Source organism: Streptococcus cristatus, from assembly GCF_019685515.1.
In the GTDB taxonomy this organism is placed as follows: domain Bacteria; phylum Bacillota; class Bacilli; order Lactobacillales; family Streptococcaceae; genus Streptococcus.
In genome coordinates this window covers 280694-298694 of sequence record NZ_JABFFN010000001.1, presented here as the reverse complement: position 1 = coordinate 298694, position 18001 = coordinate 280694, and the positions used below count along the sequence as shown (strand labels likewise).

Sequence of the window (18001 nt, the reverse complement as noted above, 5' to 3'; positions counted from 1 at the left end):
ATAGTTCTCTGGAGAACTAATTAAGTTTCCATGAGAACTATTTTATCACTTTCAGAAGAGATGTCAAGAAAAAAGTTCCCTAGAGAACTATTTTAGTCTGAATTGACATTGGAGAATATTTTCTCTATAATAAGCACTAGCTACCGTGGATAGGAATCCATTCACTTGACGAAGGGAGAAAACGTTCAAATGAAACCAGAAGAACAAAAAGTTTTAGGGATTTTAGCAACCATTTTTGGAGCCATCGCACTTTTAGGATCTTGGATCCCGTTTATTAACTATCTATCGTTTTTCATCGCTATTGTCGCTTTGATCTTAGGTATTATCGGACTTATTGCCAATCTCAAAAAACGGAAAACAATGGCCATTATCGGAACATCCTTGTCAATTGCTTCTATTATACTCTTCCTTACGACCCAGATGTTGTATGCTAATGTCTACAAAGAGTTTGTCAGAGTGTTTAACCGTTCCTATAGAGAAGCTAGCTCCTCAATGGAACGCGACTTGACAGATGATACCATTGATTCACTCCCTGAAGAGGAGGAAGAAGACGATACCTTCACTTGGACCCAAGAACAGTTCGACGCTTTAATCGAAGGTGACCTTGATAACAAAGGAAAAGGTGGTACCAATTACAAGGATATTATCAAAAAACACGGACTGCCAGACTCCGAGTTTGATTCCACTATTGAGGGCTACGACACAAAGAAAATTACCTATATTGGCATTGATGATAGAATCAAAACCGTTACTCTAACCTTTGTAAAACAGGATAATGGTCAACTCTTACTAGTTCATAAGATAGCTGTAGGCCTAGGAGAAAGCCAGCAGCAAAGAGATTCTGGTTCCAGAATCTAATCTCAAATATAAAAAGCGAACAGACTTGCTAGCTGTTCGCTTTTTTATTAGAATCCATCGACGTTCGTATAAATCTTTTGGACGTCCTCATCATCTTCAAGAACGCTGTAAAGTTTTTCAAAAATTTCAAGGTCTTCGCCTGACAATTCTACTTCTGACTGAGGAATCATTTCCAATTCAGTCACTTGGAATTCTTCGACGCCAGACTCACGAAGGGCAACGATAGCCTTATGAAGGTCTGTTGGAGCTGTGTAAACAGTGATTGTTCCTTCTTCCGCTTCTACATCATCCACATCAATATCTGCTTCAAGCAACAATTCAAAGATAGCATCCGCATCATCACCAGCAAATACGATCACACCCTTGTTGTCAAAGAGGTAAGAAACCGAACCTGAAGCTCCCATGTTCCCGCCATTTTTACCAAAAGCAGCACGAACGTTCGCAGCTGTACGGTTGACGTTTGAAGTCAAGGTATCCACAATCAGCATAGAACCATTTGGTCCAAATCCTTCGTAACGTCCTTCTGTAAAGGTTTCATCTGTGTTCCCTTTTGCCTTATCGATAGCCTTATCAATAACGTGTTTTGGCACTTGCGCTTGTTTAGCACGATCGATAACGAATTTCAAAGCAGTGTTTGATTCTGGATCTGGTTCCCCTTTTTTAGCTGCTACATAGATTTCTACACCAAATTTTGCATATACTTTAGAGTTAGCTCCATCTTTAGCCGTTTTCTTGGCTACGATATTGGCCCATTTACGTCCCATTAGGAATCTCCTTTTTTCACATTTTAATCTTTCTTATTATAACACAAGTCTAGCTGATTTTCACTAGAGGAGATGGATTTTCTTTTGCAAAGCAAGCTAGGATTTCCCTCCGACTGCCACGATTTTCTTGCCTTCTTTTATCCAAGGGTGTTGGGAAAGGGAGAAGTAAAGTTGGACAGTCATCACAACCCAGAGTAGCGGTTCACAGAGAATAACACCTGTATAGCCTGTCCATGGAATAATCCAAGCTACGAAAATAATTTTCCCAAACAACTCGATAAAGCTAGATATAAGTGGCAAAAGTTTTTGGCCTAGTCCCTGCAAGCTATTTCTATAAATCAATAAAAGGCTTAAAAATGGATAGAATACCGAACTGATACGTAAGTACAAGGTCCCATTTTCTACCAAATAGCTGTCTGTCGAACTCGCCAAGAAAGAAACTAGGCTAGGACTGGCAAAAAATAGGAAAATACAGGCAAAGGCTGCCCAAGACATACTCAAATAACTCCCTAAACGAAGGCCTTGGACAATACGTTCGGGACGTTTCGCCCCAAAATTTTGAGAGATAAAAGTCGTCATCGATGCTGAAATAGCCGTCATTGGCAGCAAGGCAAAGGCCATGATTCTGCGCGCTGCTGTTTGAGCACTGATAATGACTGCACCAAAACTATTGACAGAGGATTGCAAAATGACACTTCCGATAGAGACGATTGACCCCATCAGACCCATGGCTAGCCCCTGCTCCAAGAGATCAACATAGAGAGACTTATTCCATTTGAAATGTTTCAAGCCTGGAAGAAGCTCTGGAACACTCTTACGAATATAAAAATAACAGAGAATAGCTGACAGACCTTGCGAGATAATAGTCGCAAGACCAGCAGACTGAACACCCAGATACAGTTGCGTAATAAAATACAAATCCAAGATCACATTAACGATAGCTGAGAAGATAAGAAAAGCAAGAGCCGCAAGGCTATCACCAATCGAGCGCAGTAAGCCTGCAAAAAGATTGTAAGCAAAACTAACCCCTACACAGGTAACAATCATGGAGATGTACTCGTAGGATTGAGGAAGGATTTCTACAGGTGTTTCTAGGTACTGCAAGAGTGGATAAAGACCGAAGAAACCCATCAACATGACAAGAGCACTCAGGATGGCACCCAGAATCCAAGTTGCTGCAACAGCTTCTTTAATCTTAGCAAAATTACGAGCACCGTAAAGGCGAGCGATGACAACTCCCATCCCATTTCCAACTCCGAGGGCAAAGCCGATGATCAGATCAAAAATAGCCGTCGTTGCTCCTACTGCTGCTAGAGATTCTTGTCCAAGGAACCGCCCTACAATCAAGACGTCAGCTGTATTATACAGTTGTTGGAAGATATTGGACAACAGAATTGGAAGGGCAAAACTCAAAAGCGAGGGGAGAATGGAGCCATGAATCAGGTCCACTGTTCGTTTTTTATTCATAAAGATATTATATCAGCTTTCCAGAGGACCGACAAGATTCTTTAACGAATCCTGAAATCAATTGCTTACAGAGAGACAATTTGCTATAATCAAGAAAAGGAGGTCATTTATGAGTTTGACCAGTCAATTAATAACCGATGTGTTTCCAGATCTTGATAAAGTTGAAAAGCTAAATAACGAAGCTTTCCCCGAGGAAGAACGGGTCCCTCTTTCTGAGTTTTTGCGCTATCAGGACCGAGATGACGCCCACTTTTTTGCTTTTTATAACGAAGAAGAATTTGTTGGCTTTGCTTTTGCCATCTCCAACCAAAAGGCCTTCTATATTAGCTTTTTCGCCATCATGCCTCACTTAAGAAGTCACGGGTATGGGAAGGAAATTATCGACAAACTAACTGATTTTTATCAGCGGACCATGTTGCTTGAAGTGGAGCGATTGGATGAAGAATGCGATAACTTGGAACAAAGAAAAGCTCGTATGAGCTTCTATCAACAAAATGGCTTTAAAACAGCTAACGCTTTTCTAGAGTATGATGGCTTGAGTTTTGAAATTCTCTACCGCGGTGACCATTTCGACGAGGAAGCCTATCGCGACATCTTCCAAAAATTACAAGATGAGCATTATTTTGATTTTCATATCAAATACAGACGCTTTAGTGATCATTAGTTGTTTCAAGGAAGAGAAGTCTAATGAACTTTCTCACAATAAAACGCATAATATCAAGGTTATGAATACCTGATATTATGCGTTTTTATGATGGCTCTATAATATTTGTAGTGGGTAAATCCCCCAATAATTGACTCATAGTCTTAAGAACTTAAGCTAAATACAACCATTCTTTCACTCAATCCCCATCTTCGCTGCTTTCTCTGCATGGATAACTGTTGTGTCATAAAGAGGAAGAGCTATATCAGATTGCTTTACTAGAAGACCAATCTCTGTACAGCCTAGGATAACGGCTTCTGCACCAGCATTTTTTAAATCGTCTATAACGGTAAGATATGTCTGTTTTGAACTTTCTCTGATATCTCCCAGACAGAGTTCATCATAGATAATCCGATTGACGTCCGCAATGCCTGCTTGGTCTGGAATCAGCACTTCTAGCCCAGATTCTAGTAATTTCTCCTTGTAAAAGTCTTGGGTCATGGTGTACTTAGTCCCCAAGAGTCCAACCTTTCGAATACCATCATCTACCAGGGCTTGAGCAGTTGCTTGCGCAATGTGCAAAATTGGAATTGCAATTTTCTTCTGAATCTGCGGCGCAACCTTGTGCATGGTATTGGTACAGATGACGATAAAGTCCGCACCCGCCTGCTCTAAGCGCTGGGCAATGTCCGCCAGCACCTGCGCACTCTTGTCCCAGTCTCCAACAGCCTGATAATGCTCAATCTCTGCAAAATCCACACTGTAAAGCAGGATTTTAGCAGAATGCAGACCGCCTAGTTCCCTTTTGATAGTTTCGTTGATAATTTGGTAGTAAGAAGTGGTGCTTTCCCAACTCATACCCCCGATTAAACCGATTGTTTTCATCGTCTAATTAAACTCCTCCTTGTTAATGATTGCCAATGAATTGTACAATATGCTACTGTGAGATCTGTTTCCGACGGCAATCGCAAACAACACTTCCGTGATAGTCGTCTCTTTACATCCTTCCACAAAGGGATCACTAATAATTTAGTTCATAACAGTCTTAATTTATATGACTAAATCCAGATTTTTAGCTTATCACTCTATCATCAAATTTTGGCTAATTTATATAGTTTATATTCATAGTGATAGGTGGAATAAGTTAACAAAAAACCTGTTGTATTATACCGTAAGAAAAAATGTGGTAGTTATTCAAACGGGCTGTCCTCATTATACTACTAAAATCCCTTACTTACAATATATTATTCCCAACCTAAAATATCTGATTGCCAAATTCTCAACTTGTTCATTCTATTCTTTAAACAAAACTAGGAGAACTGAGCATACTGCTCTGCAAGTTTGCCTTATTTTGAAATATCATAAAGATTATGGCGGCGAAAAACTACTAAATAAAGTAAGAAAATAATCCATAAAATTGGAAGCCCCCAATTCACCAGAGAAAGACCAGCTGTAAACGGCATAGTCTTAAACAGAATAAATAAGATAAGGAGTAAAACAACTAACACAATGAAAGAGGGGGCGTTTCCAACTGTAACAGAGACATTGTCATTTTCTTTGATATCTAGAAGTAATGTCTGACTTGTAAATCCCAGAATGTCTTTAATATAAAGAGAATGTTTTCCTGCCGATAGTTCAATTTGCTTATCTACAATTGCAGTAACTTTGCCTTGATTGACATCGTCCACTATCAGATAAAGCAAGCCTCTGTCATTGACAAAACTTAATTTTCTATGAAGTTGCAAAACAGCCATAATAAATACCTCCTAACGACCAATATTATATATGTTTTAAAAATTGAATATAGGCAGATGCGCTTCTCTCAATTTCTTACTTTGTTGAAACCGGGTGTCCTCTCTGAACCATAAAAAGCAAAGAGATCACGATAATTTCAGCGACAATAAAAATTTAAATAAAATCTTAAAAGGAACTAATCCCTGCTCAAGAGTATAATAATATTTCCCATCAGGTTGATAATCCTTTTCCTGAATCCCAGCAGATACTGCTAATGCTATTTTTCTCCTCTGTAATTTATCTCCTCCATTTTTACCATAAGACCAACCATAAATTAATACATTATCTATCCACTTTTTAGCAATGACGGACTAGAAAAATTAAATATAGAAAATTGAAAAACTAAGTTTTGATGAGATTCAACTAATTACTATTCTCTTTTTTTATTTATAGTACCTTCTGGGCATTCTTTATATAATTCATGAAATTGTATATTCTTCTAGATATTTCCCCAATTCCTCAATCCAACGTTTATTAATGGTTGAATGTTCCATATCTGAGTGTGTCACTATGATTAATGTTTTCATCTATATTTTTCTCCCTATTTATTAGGTACTGAATTATCAAACTAGGTGCACAAATTCCTCATAGATACTTCATAAGATATTATTCAATTTAGACATTTCTGAGCTCTATGATTTAGTTTTTCTTCCTATTTTTTTGAATTAAGAAATCATCAATCTTTATCCGGTGTTGTGATTTCATTTGTCAATTACTTCACCATCAGAGTCATTAGCAGTTATAATTATCCTACTTTAACAGCTAGTTGATTTGAGGAAATGAAAATAGCAAATCTGTTAGTGCGGCAAGACAATTTCTATCATTTTAACCAATATTCTCTATTCCCTATTTCAAATACTTATCGGTTTTTTATTGGTTTTTACGAATGGTCTGAGAAATTAGTGAAGTAAGATAATTTTACTTACTACAGAAATTATGAAACTATTTTTAGATACTCCTTAGGACTCTATCTCAGATTACCCAAAGGAATAGAATTTCCCGATTCATGCATTGCTCTATTCGGTTCGAAGAGCTTCAACAGGATTCTTGCGAGCGGCAATCTTGGAAGGAATATAGCCGGCAAAGAATGTCAAAATAATGCTAAGAGCCACTAATACAGCTGCATTCTCAGGAGAGAGGTTAGCTGTGAAACCTTTGATATTCAACGAATCAGCTACCAATTGGTTAATGGGAATAGTCAGAAGTGTTGCGATTCCGATACCTAATACCCCAGAGCTCAAACCTAACAGCCCTGCTTCAGCATTAAAAATGCGCGAAATATCTTTCTTACGACTTCCCAGAGCTCGCAAAATTCCGATTTCTTTCGTTCTCTCTACAACAGAAACATAGATTAAAATTCCAATCATAATGGAAGAAACTAACAGTGAGATGCCTGAAAAGGCAGTTAGAATAAAGGTTACAGAACCAATAATATCAGTAAAAGCCTCTGATACTGTTTTTGCCATATCCGTATAGGAGACAGAATAGCGTTCATAATCATTGCTGTTTTTGCCATATTTTTTGGCTACATCTTCATTAAATGTGTGTATAGTTTGCAGGATCTTCTTTCGATCTTCAAAAGACTTGGCATAAAAACTTAAACTTGTTGGTGTGTTATCACCTCCTAGTTGTTGCATCATTGTTTGGTAGCTTTCTTCTGACAGAACCTCGCCACTGATGTCCAAGACACTACGGGTCTGGCTTTTTTCCTGTGCTTGAACAATAGCTGAACTTTTTTCTACCTCCAATAATTGATTGAGAAAAGTTTGACTATAGCCAATCGTTCCATTAAATGGGGTTGTGGTGGCATCCTTTAGCTGCATGATTTCTGTTATTCTCAGAGTTTGCCCTTCTTGATAAAGGCTGTCTGTCACTTCATTAGGAATAAAGCGCTCTCCAATTTGTCGGAAATATTGGTCATTTGTAAGAACATGGATTTCTTTACCAAGAAGTTCCTCTACCTTTACTTTATTTTTTCCCTTATAACCTAACATAGCAAGTTGTTGTTCGCTTAAACTACCATCTGAATCTAAAAATAGAATAGCTTGATTACCAGTTGGATACTTAAATATCTTATCTTCGCTAGCAACTAATCGGTACTTATCCGTAATGGTGGTTTCATCTGTTGGAAGAACTGCAAAGTTGGTAGTAGTTGCCATTAAAGTTCGTACCACATTATCTTGAATCTGATGGATCTGACCATCTGTATCCTTGACAAAAGCCTTAAGAGTATAACCAGTATTGAAATTTAGACTTTTGTAGTAAGATTTAGCATGCTTTTTCATATATGAGATGAAATCGCCGTCTTTTCCCCCTAGAGCATCTTCAGTGTAACGATTCTGATGTGTTTTCCCTTGCTCAGCTACCTTGATTTCTTTGATTGGGTTTTCAGTTTTTTCTGCTAATCGATCGGATAAGGTTCGAATTCCTCCTGAGTCTGCTGCTGATATAGTTATGGGCATAGTGGAAAGGGTGTCTTCCTGCATACTTTTAATATAGCCATTCATCCCAGATGAAATCGCTAAAACAGAAGTAATACCTATAATTCCAATACTTGCTGCAAAAATCGTTAAGATACTCCGAACTTTCTTAGTCAGCAAATTTTTAAAACTAGAGCTAATTGCCCGAGCAAAAGACATAGAAGTTTTGCCCAGCTTGTAACCCTTATTGGAATCAATTTGAGGATTTGGGGCTGTATCTTCGATAATCTTTCCATCTGATAATCGGACAATTCGACTACTACATTTTTCTGCCAACTCAGGATTATGAGTCACCATGATAACCAACTTACCCTGACTGATTTTCTTAATCAATTCCATAATTTGTATACTAGTGCTACCGTCTAGTGCGCCAGTAGGTTCATCAGCTAAAATAATTTTAGGATTGGTTACCAAGGCCCGAGCAATAGCCACTCGCTGCATCTGACCACCAGATAATTGATTAGGTTTCTTGTGAATATGCTGCTCCAGTCCAACATCTTTCAGAGCTACAACAGCTCTTTCCTGACTTTCTTTATTGGATAAACCTGAGATAGATAGAGCTATTTTAACATTTTCTAATACTGACAAATGGCTGATGAGCTGGTAATTTTGAAAGATGAAACCAATGGTCCCATTACGATAACTATCCCAATCTTTATCTTTGAAAGATTTCGTAGAAGTGCCATCTACAATCATATCTCCTTCATCATAACTATCTAAACCACCAATAATATTGAGGAGAGTTGTTTTGCCGCTGCCACTAGCGCCTAGGATAGAGACAAATTCATGTTCACCAAAACGGATGGATACATCATTCAGTACTCGGTTTTCTTCCTCACCACTATTGTAAATCTTTGTAATATGCTTTAATTCTAACATCAGCATCTCCTCTCTTCTTGCTCTCTACCTGACATACAGTCAAAATTCCAAGAAAAGTCTGTTTTTATAATTTTATTGACATTTATCAAATGCAGCTGGCGATCTGAGCTATGTCTTCCAAAAATTGTTGGCGTTTATCATCGGAAATCTTTTCGACACCTGCTAATTGAGTCAATTTAACCGGTGAAACAGCACAAGTTTTTAAAATTTGATTTTTCAGGACTTTACCATAGTCCTGAGCAAAAGGTGTTACAAAAGAAGGTGTGTTATGAGTCGTGATAATCCAAGCAGATTTTCCTTGTAAATGTCCTTCAAGACCGACTTTTTTATAAGAATAAGCAAAACCAGCTACAAAGACACGATCAATGAACCCTTTAAGTATGGCAGGCATGCCACTCCACCAAAGAGGGAAAATAAAGATTAGATGATCTGCCCAAGTAACCAAATCACGGTATTCCTCCATTTCAACAACTTTGTCTAAGTCACGCCGTTTATGACTTTCATCAAATCGTAATATCGGGTCAAATTGCTCATTGTATAAATCTAAGGTTTTAACAGAATGTTTGCTCGAAATGTTAGCTTGAACCTGCTTGAGAATCGCTCCGTTAAAACTTTGATGGGTTGGGTGAGTATAGATGATTAAAATATTCATGATCGTTCTCCTTTGATATAAATATCAAGCATATGCTCAATAGTAGTTTGAATCGCTTTGTTATCAAAATCATAACCAATGGGACTGTTCGCCAGAACGGCAAGACCTGAAATGAAACTCCAAAAGTGAAACAATGTTTCAGCTTCACTATTGGTGAACTGTTCCTCTTTACGGAGCTTCAAAACAATACGCTTAAATTCTTCAAAACCTGGTAAATCTGAATCCAGCGAAATAGTATCCTGTGTGACCTTCATATATTTGAAAGGAAATTTAACAAAGAGAGCTTCAAAGAAATATGGATACTGTTTGGCAAAGGTGATGAAGTTAAATCCCATTTTAGCCAATTGATGACGAGCAGAAGCTTCCAAATCAATTTCCTGTTGCATTTCTTGATTGAGAAAAGTAGAGAGGCGTTTTAAAACCACTTTTAAATAATTTTCTTTGCTTTCAAAATGGCGATAAGGAGTTCCGTGGGTCACACCACAAGATTTAGCAATAGTTCTCAGCGAAAGTTGATCAATGCCATGTTTTTTGATCTCTTCCACTCCTGTCTGAATAAGTCTTTCTTTCAATTCTGCTGTGTTGCGTTTCATATCTCTCCTCCAAAAGTATACATCGTCTACATTTTTAGTATACACTGTCTACATTGTTTTGTCAATTCTAAGAGTATAATAAAATCCCTTTTCATTGTAAAAAGAATAAAAAGGGATTAGAGATAGAAAAGCCAGCATAGTTTATGCTTATTCATTCTACAGAGAGTTTGCTCTTCTTAAAATATATCTATAATAAAACAGTCGCATCAGAAAGCCTGCCGTCCAGCCAAAAGGGGCGGCCATCCAAATGCCATTAAATCCTAGGGAAGTACGGGATAGCAAGACGGCTAAAGGCACTTGAAGAATACAGAAAGTTGTGATAGAAGCAATCAAAGGAAGAAGAGATTTTCCATAACCTAATAATAAGCCATTTAACACCTGCATCGCTCCGAAAATCAGATAAAAGCTTGATACAATACGCAAATACTGTTGACCGATTTGAATGACGGCTGCATCATGATTAAAAATGGAAATGAATGCTGGAGCAAAAACAAAAATCATAACAGAAATGCAGATTGATAAACTGATTGAAAATAATAAGGTACTTCTACCACCCTTGCTAATGCGCTCTCTTTTCTCAGCCCCTTCATTTTGAGCTGTAAAATTCATCAATGCCTGTCCGAGATTAACAGCAGGCATTTCTGCAAAAGAGTCAACCTTAGACGCTGCTGTATAGGCTGCAATAGCGCTTGTTCCAAAACTGTTGACAAGAAACTGAATCACCAGAAAGCCAAAACTAATGAAAACCTGCTGCAGCATAGCAGGAAGCCCAATAGATAACGATGAACGCAATTCTTTGCTGCTCCATTTTAAATCGGATAAATGAGGAAATAAGTCTGGATATTTTTGCTTCATGTACAATAAACAGACAAAGAAAGAAAAGTACTGAGCGATGACAGTAGCACCGGCGGCACCAGCAACACCACAATGAAAGCCAGCAATAAAAACTACATCTAAAAATGCATTCAGACAAACCGAACTAATTAAAATATAAGTTGGTGTCTTAGAATCTCCAATCCCTCTCAAACAATTCGCTAAAGTATTGTATGCAAAAAGCGGCACTAAGCCTAAAAAGATAATTTTTAAATAAACATCCGCATCAGCTAATAAAGATTGAGGTACATTTAATTGTTTTAGAAATATGCTCGAATAGAAAATCCCCAAAATTGTTAAAATAAAAGCTAGAATACTCGTGAAAATCAAGTTCGTATCAAGAATATCTTTCATCTTTTGGAAACGTTTTGCTCCATAAAGCTGGGAGATAAGTACACTGGCTCCAATGGAGATTCCTGTTGAAAGGGCAACTGTTAAGGCTACTACTTGAGCACTAGCACCAACAGCTGCCAATCCTTTTGTCCCCACAAGATTTCCGACAATGGCAGTGTCTGTCACATTATATAATTGCTCAAATAAATTTCCTAAGAGGATGGGAACAGAAAAATAGAGTATAGTTTTTAATTCATTTCCTTTAGTTAAGTCCGTCATTTATTTTCTCCTTTTAATCTGCTATAATAAGATTAAAACCATACAATTCGTACAATATCATTATAAATAAAAAATTGGCTCTTATTATCCAAAAAATTGTCGGCAAGATAATTTTATAAGGAGAGAATATGTCTGTTAATTCATTTGAACATTATCCCATGACGTGGAAACCTAATAAGAAACTGTTAAAAGCCCCTCTGTACCTTACACTGGCAGAGTTGCTAGAGCAAGATATTGTCAGCGGCCGGCTGGCATCTGAAACCAAATTGCCGCCACAGCGTGAGTTAGCAGACTTTTTAGATATTAATCTCAGCACTATTACACGAGCTTTTAAACTATGCGAACAAAAAGGAATCATTTATGCTGTTATTGGTAAGGGAACGTTTGTGTCGCCAAATAAAGCAACTCCTTTAGGGGCGCTTGAAAAGAATCAGTCACTAATTCCACTCGGTAATCTGAGACCTTACTATCAACTGAACACTATTGCATCAGATACCGTTAGGCGATTGCTGCAGAGCCCTTCTATTGATAGACTCTTTCGCTTTGATACGGTTAATGATACCGACTGGCACACAAGAATTGCCCAGTATTGGCTGAAAAATTTTTCTCTCAGTACTTCTCAAGAGAATATCTTTCTAACCTCCGGCACTCAAAACGCACTTGTTTTGCTTTTTTTAACGGTATTTCAGGCTGGTGATAAGATTGCCACAGATACCTTTACCTATACCAATTTCATCTCCCTAGCCCGTCAGTTTCGGATTGAATTGATTCCCATCATATCTGATACTAAAGGCATTCTTCCTGAAGATTTGGAGAAAAAGTGCCAACAGCATCAGATTAAGGGAATTTATCTAGTGCCGACAAACAATAATCCAACTGGTGCTACCTTAACCGCACAGCGCCGAAAAACTTTAGCTGATATCATCATAAAACATCAGCTTTTGTTAATTGAAGATGATACCTATGCCTTTATCAATAAGCAACAGCTGCCTCCATTAGCCAGCCTGATTCCTGACTGTACCTTTTATATACATGGGCTTTCAAAAGCGTTGTTTCCTGGCTTGCGGATCGCCTATATGGTCGTGCCTGACCGATTTATCAAAAAGATTTCACTTACAGCTAACAATATCAATACTCATATCTCTTTGTTAAATGCTGAAATTACCAGTGAACTCATTTCAAGTGGACAAGCCCAAGAAATTATCCAGCAAAAAAACCGATTGTCAGAAGAACGCAATCGTCTTTACCGTCAGTTCTTCCCTGAAGTTACTTCTGAGAATCCTTTTGCTTTATTTCAATGGCTGCCATTACCAAAGAAATGGAAAGGATATGAAGTTGAAACTCTTGCCTGGCAGCATGGTGTAGAAATTCTTTGTGCAGAACGGTTTTTTGTCGGCGGTATCATAGAGCAGTCAGCCTTACGAGTATCCATCTGTTCGCCAGAAAATATGGAAGAATTAGAAAGAGGACTAAATATCCTTACGAATTTATTAAGATGATAAGAAGTACGAATTATATTAAAAATGATATTCTTTTACTCTTAAGAGAAAATTGAGAAAAAATAACATAAAACGGATTAATCGGTTAAAAGTTGTACAATAGGGCCTGTCAAAGAATTTTGACTTAGCTCCCCCCTAAATGTCAAAGAATTTAACCTAGACCAAAAAGGAGAAAAACGATATGATGATGATGAAAAGAGAAATGCTTGGAAAGCAGTTAAGAAGAAGCAGAGAAGTATTTGGCTACAGTCAGATTCAAGTAGCTAATTTGCTTGGTGTCTCCCGGCAAACAGTTTCTAACTGGGAAAATGACAAAACGATTCCAGATGGCATCAGTCTAATACAGTTAGCAGATATTTATCATATTTCTCTAGATGAATTATGCGGTCGGACAGTTTTGCTAAAATCGACATCTCATTCGGTTAGTAAGGTGGAAATCGGGCAAATGCTTGGCTTAGTTGGTGTATTCCTATGCTGCTCGCTCGTTAGTCTGACAAATATCCTATTTTTTAGTTTCCTTTTTCTCTGCTTCTTAATCTTTTTCATCTATTCTCATTTTCAAAAATACAATCATTAATATTGGAGGTCAGAAATGACGAAAGAAACAAGAGGATTAGCCTTAATTGCGGGTATTTATTTTCTTCTTTTTGTAATTCCGCATTTTATACATTTTTCATATGGAAATCAGTCACTTAGGATGATTATCCCGCTGCTGGCTTATATTTTCCTAGCTTTATTTGGGCTCTATGTGTTGCGCTATCGGTTAAAGGAAAATTTGTTGTGGATAAAACAGCATAAGCTGAAAAGTTTGGGGATTACACTGCTTGTTTTTTTAGCGATGACCCTCTTTACGATAGCAGGCAGTTTTTTAGCTCAGTTAGGCTATTCATTTTTTAACATTGACCAGGCAAACTTAACTAACGATACCAATATTGGATCGGCAATGAATTTGTTTCCTGTACCTCTGCTAATCTTGGTTTTAGGTATCTTAGGACCTTTTGTTGAAGAAATTATCTATCGTTATATTTTGCTAAATTTTTTTAAAAAATATTGCTCTGTGGGAGTGGCGATTTTTTTATCCAGTCTTTGTTTTGCCATGATTCATGTCAATCATTTTACAGCCAATGAATTGTTAGGCGTTTTACCTCATTTTATGTCAGGTATTGTCTTTGCTTATACTTATTACAAAACAGATAATCTCCTTTTTTCATCTGCTGTGCATATCAGCAATAATACCAGTATATTTTTGCTGATATAAAGACGGGACTATGCCTAAACCGAGGTTGTTTCATCTGCTTTGAATTCTATATTTATTAAGGAAGAAGGTTCTTTTATATGTTGACCAGCTGTTTTAGTTTTTTAGTCATCCTTTGTATTTTAGTCTATTTCTATTTAATGTTAGACTTGCATATAAAAAATAAGGGTATCTACAGTCCAGTCAGACATGCTGTCAGTGACTACGGTGTAGGGGAGTATAAATATCTTTTTAACTGGGCAGGAATTGTCAGTACATTCCGTAATATTTTCTTGATAGGTGCTCTTATCTGTTGGAACTATGAGACTGCCTTTAAAGAAAAAGCTATTTGGTTATTGGTACTGGCCTTGGTGGGCTATTTCGGAATTATGGTTTTTCCAACAGATATTGAAGGAAGCCGCAAAACAATCAGCGGCCGCTTGCACTTGCTATTTGCTATTTTACAGTTTACCGTCTTGGCCATTTTTCTTTTTCAATTGACCGATGTAATGAGTGCATTAGTACCTTCGTTAGCTGTTTTCTTCTTGGCAATAGAATGGCTGATAAAGATTGGTTTATATGGATTGGTCGCCGCACTTATTTTACCTTTTTTAAAACCCTTCTTTGGGTTATTAGAACGCATTTTTCTGTACGCAAGCAATATTTATATTCTGATTTTTTGTATAATACTATTTCAACAAAAATAGATTATGGATTTCGTTATAGCCGTTTAGTGTATTCTTTATTATATATGAGGTTCTTAATAAAGAACTGCTTGACTTATACGATAAGATAGTAAAGCGAAAAGGGCGGAAGTTGCTTACTACAATTGAGATACTTTTACAACTAACTATAAGTGTGGTTACTAATTGAGATACAGATCATTTATTAGAAAGAGAAAACTATGCTGAATGAACAAGATACTTGTGTTCCGACGGGTATTTCTCCAAAAGAGACAGGCTTTGGTTATACTATGTCAGTAATTGGCAGGAAATATAAACGGCAATTCTACATATTTTACTAGAAAATCTTATTTTACTAGAAAATCTTATGAGTTTTTATTTGTGCACTTATATTGTATATTCAAGGTAGAAAAAAGTCCCATATGACCTATAATGAAAAGCGACTAAACAACTCATTAGAAAGAATCTTATAAAATCATTACATTTTGTCACAAACCTACTCGATATTAAAGACCCTAATATCCAAATTCTAGACATCATCAATAAGGATACTCACAAGAAAATCATCGCTAAACTGGACTACGACGCCCCATCTTGTCCTGATTGCGGAACCCAAATGAAGAAATATGACTTTCAAAAATCGTCTAAAATTCCTTACCTTGAAACAACTGGTATGCTTACCAAAATTCTCCTTAGAAAACGCCGTTTCAAGTGCTATCATTGTTCGAAAGTGATAGTCTCTGAGACTTCCCTCGCCAAGAAAGATCATCAAATCCCTCGTATGATCAATCAAAAGATTGCTCAAAAGTTGATTGAAAAGACTTCTATGACCGATATTGCTCATCAGCTGTCTATTTCAACTTCAACTGTTATTCGCAAGCTTAATGACTTCCGTTTTAAGCATGATTTTTCTCGTCTTCCAGAGATTATGTCTTGAAATGAGTATACCTTCACTAAGGAAAGGATGAGTTTCATTGCGCAAGATTTTGAAAAGCTCGACATCATCACTGTCCTTGAAGGTAGGACACAAACTATCATCCGAAATCACTTTCTTCGCTACGAGCAAGCTGTTCGCTGTCAGGTGAAAATCATTACGATGGATATGTTTAGTCCCTACTATGCCTTAGCTAAACAGCTTCGCTTTCGAATTTCTAAGCTCAGGCTGAAACAGTCTCCTAGACCGTTTCACTCCCAAACGCTAAAATCGTTCTAGATCGTTTTCACATTGTCCAACATCTTAGCCGTGCTATGAGTCGTGTGCGTGTCCAAATCATGAATCAGTTTGAGCGAAAATCTCATGAATATAAGGCTATCAAACGTTACTGGAAACTCATTCAACAGGATAGCCGTAAACTCAGCGATAAACGATTTTATCGCCCTACTTTTCGTATGCACTTGACGAATAAAGAAATTCTAGACAAGCTTTTGAGCTATTCAGAAGACTTGAAACACCACTATAATCTCTATCAGCTCTTGCTTTTTCACTTTCAGAATAAGGAACCCGAGAAATTTTTCGGACTCATTGAGGACAATCTAAAGCAGATCCATCCTCTTTTTCAGACTGTCTTTAAAATCTTTCTCAAGGACAAGGAGAAAATCGTCAATGCCCTTCAGTTACCTTATTCCAACGCAAAATTGGAAGCGACTAATAATCTCATTAAACTCATCAAACGAAACGCTTTTGGCTTTCGGAACTTTGACAACTTTAAAACTAGAATTCTCATCGCTCTCAACATCAAAAAAGAAAGGACGAAATTCGTCCTTTCTCGATCTTAACTGATTTCAACCCACTACAGTTGACAAAGAGCCGTTTTATCTTTAATCTTCAATTTCGATTTCAAGTCCATCGCCTAGGTCAAGCGTCACTTCTTGGTTAGGTGCCAAATCTTCTGCGACAGAGGTAGGAGTGGTTCCCTCTTCATCTTCAATCAAACCGTATTGAACACGAACCTGATGGTCAATCTCATCAAAAATCTCTGGGTGATCTGCCAAATATTTCTTAGCATTTTCAGATCCTTGTCCGATTTTTTCACCCTTGTAAGAGTACCATGCTCCCGCTTTTTGGATAATATCGAGATCACTTGCGATCTTCAAGAGCTCACCAGTCTTAGAAATCCCTTCTCCGTACATGATTTCAACGAAAGCTTCCTTAAACGGTGGAGCTACTTTATTTTTCACGACCTTGATCTTGGTTTCCTTACCGACATTGGTATCTTTTTGGTCACCAGTTCCTTTGATTTGTGTGCTTCCACGAACATCCAAACGGACCGAAGCGTAGAATTTCAGAGCACGTCCACCAGGTGTTGTTTCTGGATTTCCAAACATGACTCCAACTTTTTCACGCAACTGGTTGATAAAGATGGCAATTGTTTTGGTTTTATTGATAGAAGCACCAAGTTTACGCATGGCCTGGCTCATCATACGAGCCTGCAAACCAACGTGGCTATCTCCAATATCCCCATCAATTTCCGCACGAGGTACAAGGGCCGCAACCGAGTCGATAACGACGAGGTCAACTGCACCTGAGTCAATCAGTTTTCCTGCAATTTCAAGACCTTGCTCTCCTGAGTCTGGTTGTGACAAGAGCAGCTCATCAATATTCACACCAAGGGCTGCAGCATAGGCTGGGTCAAGAGCATGTTCCGCATCAATAAAGGCTGCAATACCACCTTCTTTCTGTGCTTGCGCGACAGCGTGAAGGGCAACCGTTGTCTTACCAGAAGACTCTGGTCCATAAATTTCGATGATGCGTCCCTTAGGATAACCACCTGAACCAAGAGCAATGTCAAGAGCCAAGGACCCTGAACTCATGACTTGCACTTTTTGCTCCGCACGCTCGCCCAAACGCATGATTGAGCCTTTACCAAAGTCTTTCTCAATCAATTTAAGAGCATCGTTCAAGGCTTTTTCACGATCAGCTCCAAACTTTTTTGAAATTTCATCTAATTTTTTTGGTTTTTTCGCCATTCT

The 18001-nt window shown here is 37.7% G+C and carries 16 protein-coding genes and 1 pseudogene; 7 read left to right on the top strand and 10 right to left on the bottom strand.

The features are described 5' to 3' along the window. Nucleotides 1-189: 189 nt before the first annotated feature. Nucleotides 190-858, top strand: coding sequence for a DUF308 domain-containing protein (locus tag FOA33_RS01485; RefSeq protein ID WP_221160403.1), 669 nt, complete (start codon nucleotides 190-192; stop codon nucleotides 856-858). A 47-nt stretch (nucleotides 859-905) separates the two neighbouring features. Here FOA33_RS01485 and FOA33_RS01480 read toward each other — a convergent pair whose 3' ends face one another. Further along, nucleotides 906-1622, bottom strand: coding sequence for a YebC/PmpR family DNA-binding transcriptional regulator (locus FOA33_RS01480; protein WP_000532899.1), 717 nt, complete (start codon nucleotides 1620-1622; stop codon nucleotides 906-908). A 96-nt stretch (nucleotides 1623-1718) separates the two neighbouring features. Next, the gene (locus tag FOA33_RS01475; protein ID WP_221160402.1) at nucleotides 1719-3089 is read right to left on the bottom strand and encodes an MATE family efflux transporter; all 1371 of its coding nucleotides are present in this window, start codon (nucleotides 3087-3089) and stop codon (nucleotides 1719-1721) included. A gap of 109 nt (nucleotides 3090-3198) precedes the next feature. Between FOA33_RS01475 and FOA33_RS01470 the strand changes: the two genes are divergently transcribed. Continuing rightward, entirely contained in the window at nucleotides 3199-3753 is a 555-nt protein-coding gene (locus tag FOA33_RS01470; protein WP_000060287.1) for a GNAT family N-acetyltransferase, read from the top strand. Between the two features lie 174 nt (nucleotides 3754-3927). Here the strand turns inward: FOA33_RS01470 and FOA33_RS01465 are convergent, their stop codons facing one another. The 7 genes from FOA33_RS01465 to FOA33_RS01435 form a co-directional block, all read right to left on the bottom strand. Next, nucleotides 3928-4617: an aspartate/glutamate racemase family protein gene (locus tag FOA33_RS01465; RefSeq protein ID WP_007520719.1), complete on the bottom strand. Its 690-nt coding sequence runs from the start codon at nucleotides 4615-4617 to the stop codon at nucleotides 3928-3930. Nucleotides 4618-5078: 461 nt separating this feature from the next. Beyond that, on the bottom strand, nucleotides 5079-5486 hold the full coding sequence (locus FOA33_RS01460) for a hypothetical protein (RefSeq protein ID WP_061407315.1): 408 nt from the start codon (nucleotides 5484-5486) through the stop codon (nucleotides 5079-5081). A gap of 126 nt (nucleotides 5487-5612) precedes the next feature. Beyond that, the gene (locus FOA33_RS09170) at nucleotides 5613-5801 is read right to left on the bottom strand and encodes an NAD(P)H-dependent oxidoreductase (protein ID WP_231082677.1); all 189 of its coding nucleotides are present in this window, start codon (nucleotides 5799-5801) and stop codon (nucleotides 5613-5615) included. Between the two features lie 741 nt (nucleotides 5802-6542). Further along, nucleotides 6543-8885, bottom strand: a complete 2343-nt coding sequence (locus FOA33_RS01450; RefSeq protein WP_221160401.1) for an ABC transporter ATP-binding protein/permease — start codon at nucleotides 8883-8885, stop codon at nucleotides 6543-6545. A gap of 85 nt (nucleotides 8886-8970) precedes the next feature. Further along, nucleotides 8971-9537, bottom strand: a complete 567-nt coding sequence (locus tag FOA33_RS01445) for an NAD(P)H-dependent oxidoreductase (RefSeq protein ID WP_221160400.1) — start codon at nucleotides 9535-9537, stop codon at nucleotides 8971-8973. Further along, a complete protein-coding gene (locus FOA33_RS01440; protein ID WP_061407325.1) occupies nucleotides 9534-10130 on the bottom strand; it encodes a TetR/AcrR family transcriptional regulator in 597 nt (198 codons plus the stop codon). Before FOA33_RS01440 ends, FOA33_RS01445 begins: the two co-directional genes overlap by 4 nt. A 156-nt stretch (nucleotides 10131-10286) precedes the next feature. Further along, nucleotides 10287-11615 carry an MATE family efflux transporter gene (locus FOA33_RS01435; protein ID WP_221160399.1) on the bottom strand — a complete coding sequence of 443 codons (1329 nt, stop codon included), beginning with the start codon at nucleotides 11613-11615 and terminating at the stop codon, nucleotides 10287-10289. 128 nt (nucleotides 11616-11743) lie between these two features. On the opposite strand from FOA33_RS01435, the gene FOA33_RS01430 reads away from it, so the two are divergent. From FOA33_RS01430 to FOA33_RS01410, 5 genes and pseudogenes are all read left to right on the top strand, one after another. Next, a complete protein-coding gene (locus tag FOA33_RS01430; RefSeq protein ID WP_221160398.1) occupies nucleotides 11744-13114 on the top strand; it encodes an aminotransferase-like domain-containing protein in 1371 nt (456 codons plus the stop codon). A gap of 181 nt (nucleotides 13115-13295) precedes the next feature. Then, the gene (locus FOA33_RS09335; protein WP_254736375.1) at nucleotides 13296-13691 is read left to right on the top strand and encodes a helix-turn-helix domain-containing protein; all 396 of its coding nucleotides are present in this window, start codon (nucleotides 13296-13298) and stop codon (nucleotides 13689-13691) included. Between the two features lie 15 nt (nucleotides 13692-13706). Beyond that, the gene (locus FOA33_RS01420) at nucleotides 13707-14372 is read left to right on the top strand and encodes a CPBP family intramembrane glutamic endopeptidase (RefSeq protein ID WP_221160397.1); all 666 of its coding nucleotides are present in this window, start codon (nucleotides 13707-13709) and stop codon (nucleotides 14370-14372) included. 77 nt (nucleotides 14373-14449) lie between these two features. Next, the gene (locus FOA33_RS01415; protein WP_221160396.1) at nucleotides 14450-15055 is read left to right on the top strand and encodes a DUF998 domain-containing protein; all 606 of its coding nucleotides are present in this window, start codon (nucleotides 14450-14452) and stop codon (nucleotides 15053-15055) included. A 445-nt stretch (nucleotides 15056-15500) separates the two neighbouring features. Continuing rightward, a pseudogene (locus tag FOA33_RS01410) lies at nucleotides 15501-16807 on the top strand (transposase). Nucleotides 16808-16849: 42 nt separating this feature from the next. Here the strand turns inward: FOA33_RS01410 and recA are convergent. Then, nucleotides 16850-17998 (bottom strand): recombinase RecA, encoded by a 1149-nt coding sequence (recA, locus tag FOA33_RS01405; RefSeq protein ID WP_084868956.1) that lies wholly within the window; start codon nucleotides 17996-17998, stop codon nucleotides 16850-16852. Nucleotides 17999-18001: the final 3 nt, after the last annotated feature.

Bases quoted from the DNA above. Each gene is read 5' to 3' on its own strand.
- FOA33_RS01485 (WP_221160403.1), top strand. From the start codon at position 190: ATGAAACCAGAAGAACAAAAAGTTTTAGGGATTTTAGCAACCATTTTT.
- FOA33_RS01480 (WP_000532899.1), bottom strand. From the start codon at position 1,622: ATGGGACGTAAATGGGCCAATATCGTAGCCAAGAAAACGGCTAAAGAT.
- FOA33_RS01475 (WP_221160402.1), bottom strand. From the start codon at position 3,089: ATGAATAAAAAACGAACAGTGGACCTGATTCATGGCTCCATTCTCCCC.
- FOA33_RS01470 (WP_000060287.1), top strand. From the start codon at position 3,199: ATGAGTTTGACCAGTCAATTAATAACCGATGTGTTTCCAGATCTTGAT.
- FOA33_RS01465 (WP_007520719.1), bottom strand. From the start codon at position 4,617: ATGAAAACAATCGGTTTAATCGGGGGTATGAGTTGGGAAAGCACCACT.
- FOA33_RS01460 (WP_061407315.1), bottom strand. From the start codon at position 5,486: ATGGCTGTTTTGCAACTTCATAGAAAATTAAGTTTTGTCAATGACAGA.
- FOA33_RS01450 (WP_221160401.1), bottom strand. From the start codon at position 8,885: ATGTTAGAATTAAAGCATATTACAAAGATTTACAATAGTGGTGAGGAA.
- FOA33_RS01445 (WP_221160400.1), bottom strand. From the start codon at position 9,537: ATGAATATTTTAATCATCTATACTCACCCAACCCATCAAAGTTTTAAC.
- FOA33_RS01440 (WP_061407325.1), bottom strand. From the start codon at position 10,130: ATGAAACGCAACACAGCAGAATTGAAAGAAAGACTTATTCAGACAGGA.
- FOA33_RS01435 (WP_221160399.1), bottom strand. From the start codon at position 11,615: ATGACGGACTTAACTAAAGGAAATGAATTAAAAACTATACTCTATTTT.
- FOA33_RS01430 (WP_221160398.1), top strand. From the start codon at position 11,744: ATGTCTGTTAATTCATTTGAACATTATCCCATGACGTGGAAACCTAAT.
- FOA33_RS09335 (WP_254736375.1), top strand. From the start codon at position 13,296: ATGATGATGATGAAAAGAGAAATGCTTGGAAAGCAGTTAAGAAGAAGC.
- FOA33_RS01420 (WP_221160397.1), top strand. From the start codon at position 13,707: ATGACGAAAGAAACAAGAGGATTAGCCTTAATTGCGGGTATTTATTTT.
- FOA33_RS01415 (WP_221160396.1), top strand. From the start codon at position 14,450: ATGTTGACCAGCTGTTTTAGTTTTTTAGTCATCCTTTGTATTTTAGTC.
- recA (WP_084868956.1), bottom strand. From the start codon at position 17,998: ATGGCGAAAAAACCAAAAAAATTAGATGAAATTTCAAAAAAGTTTGGA.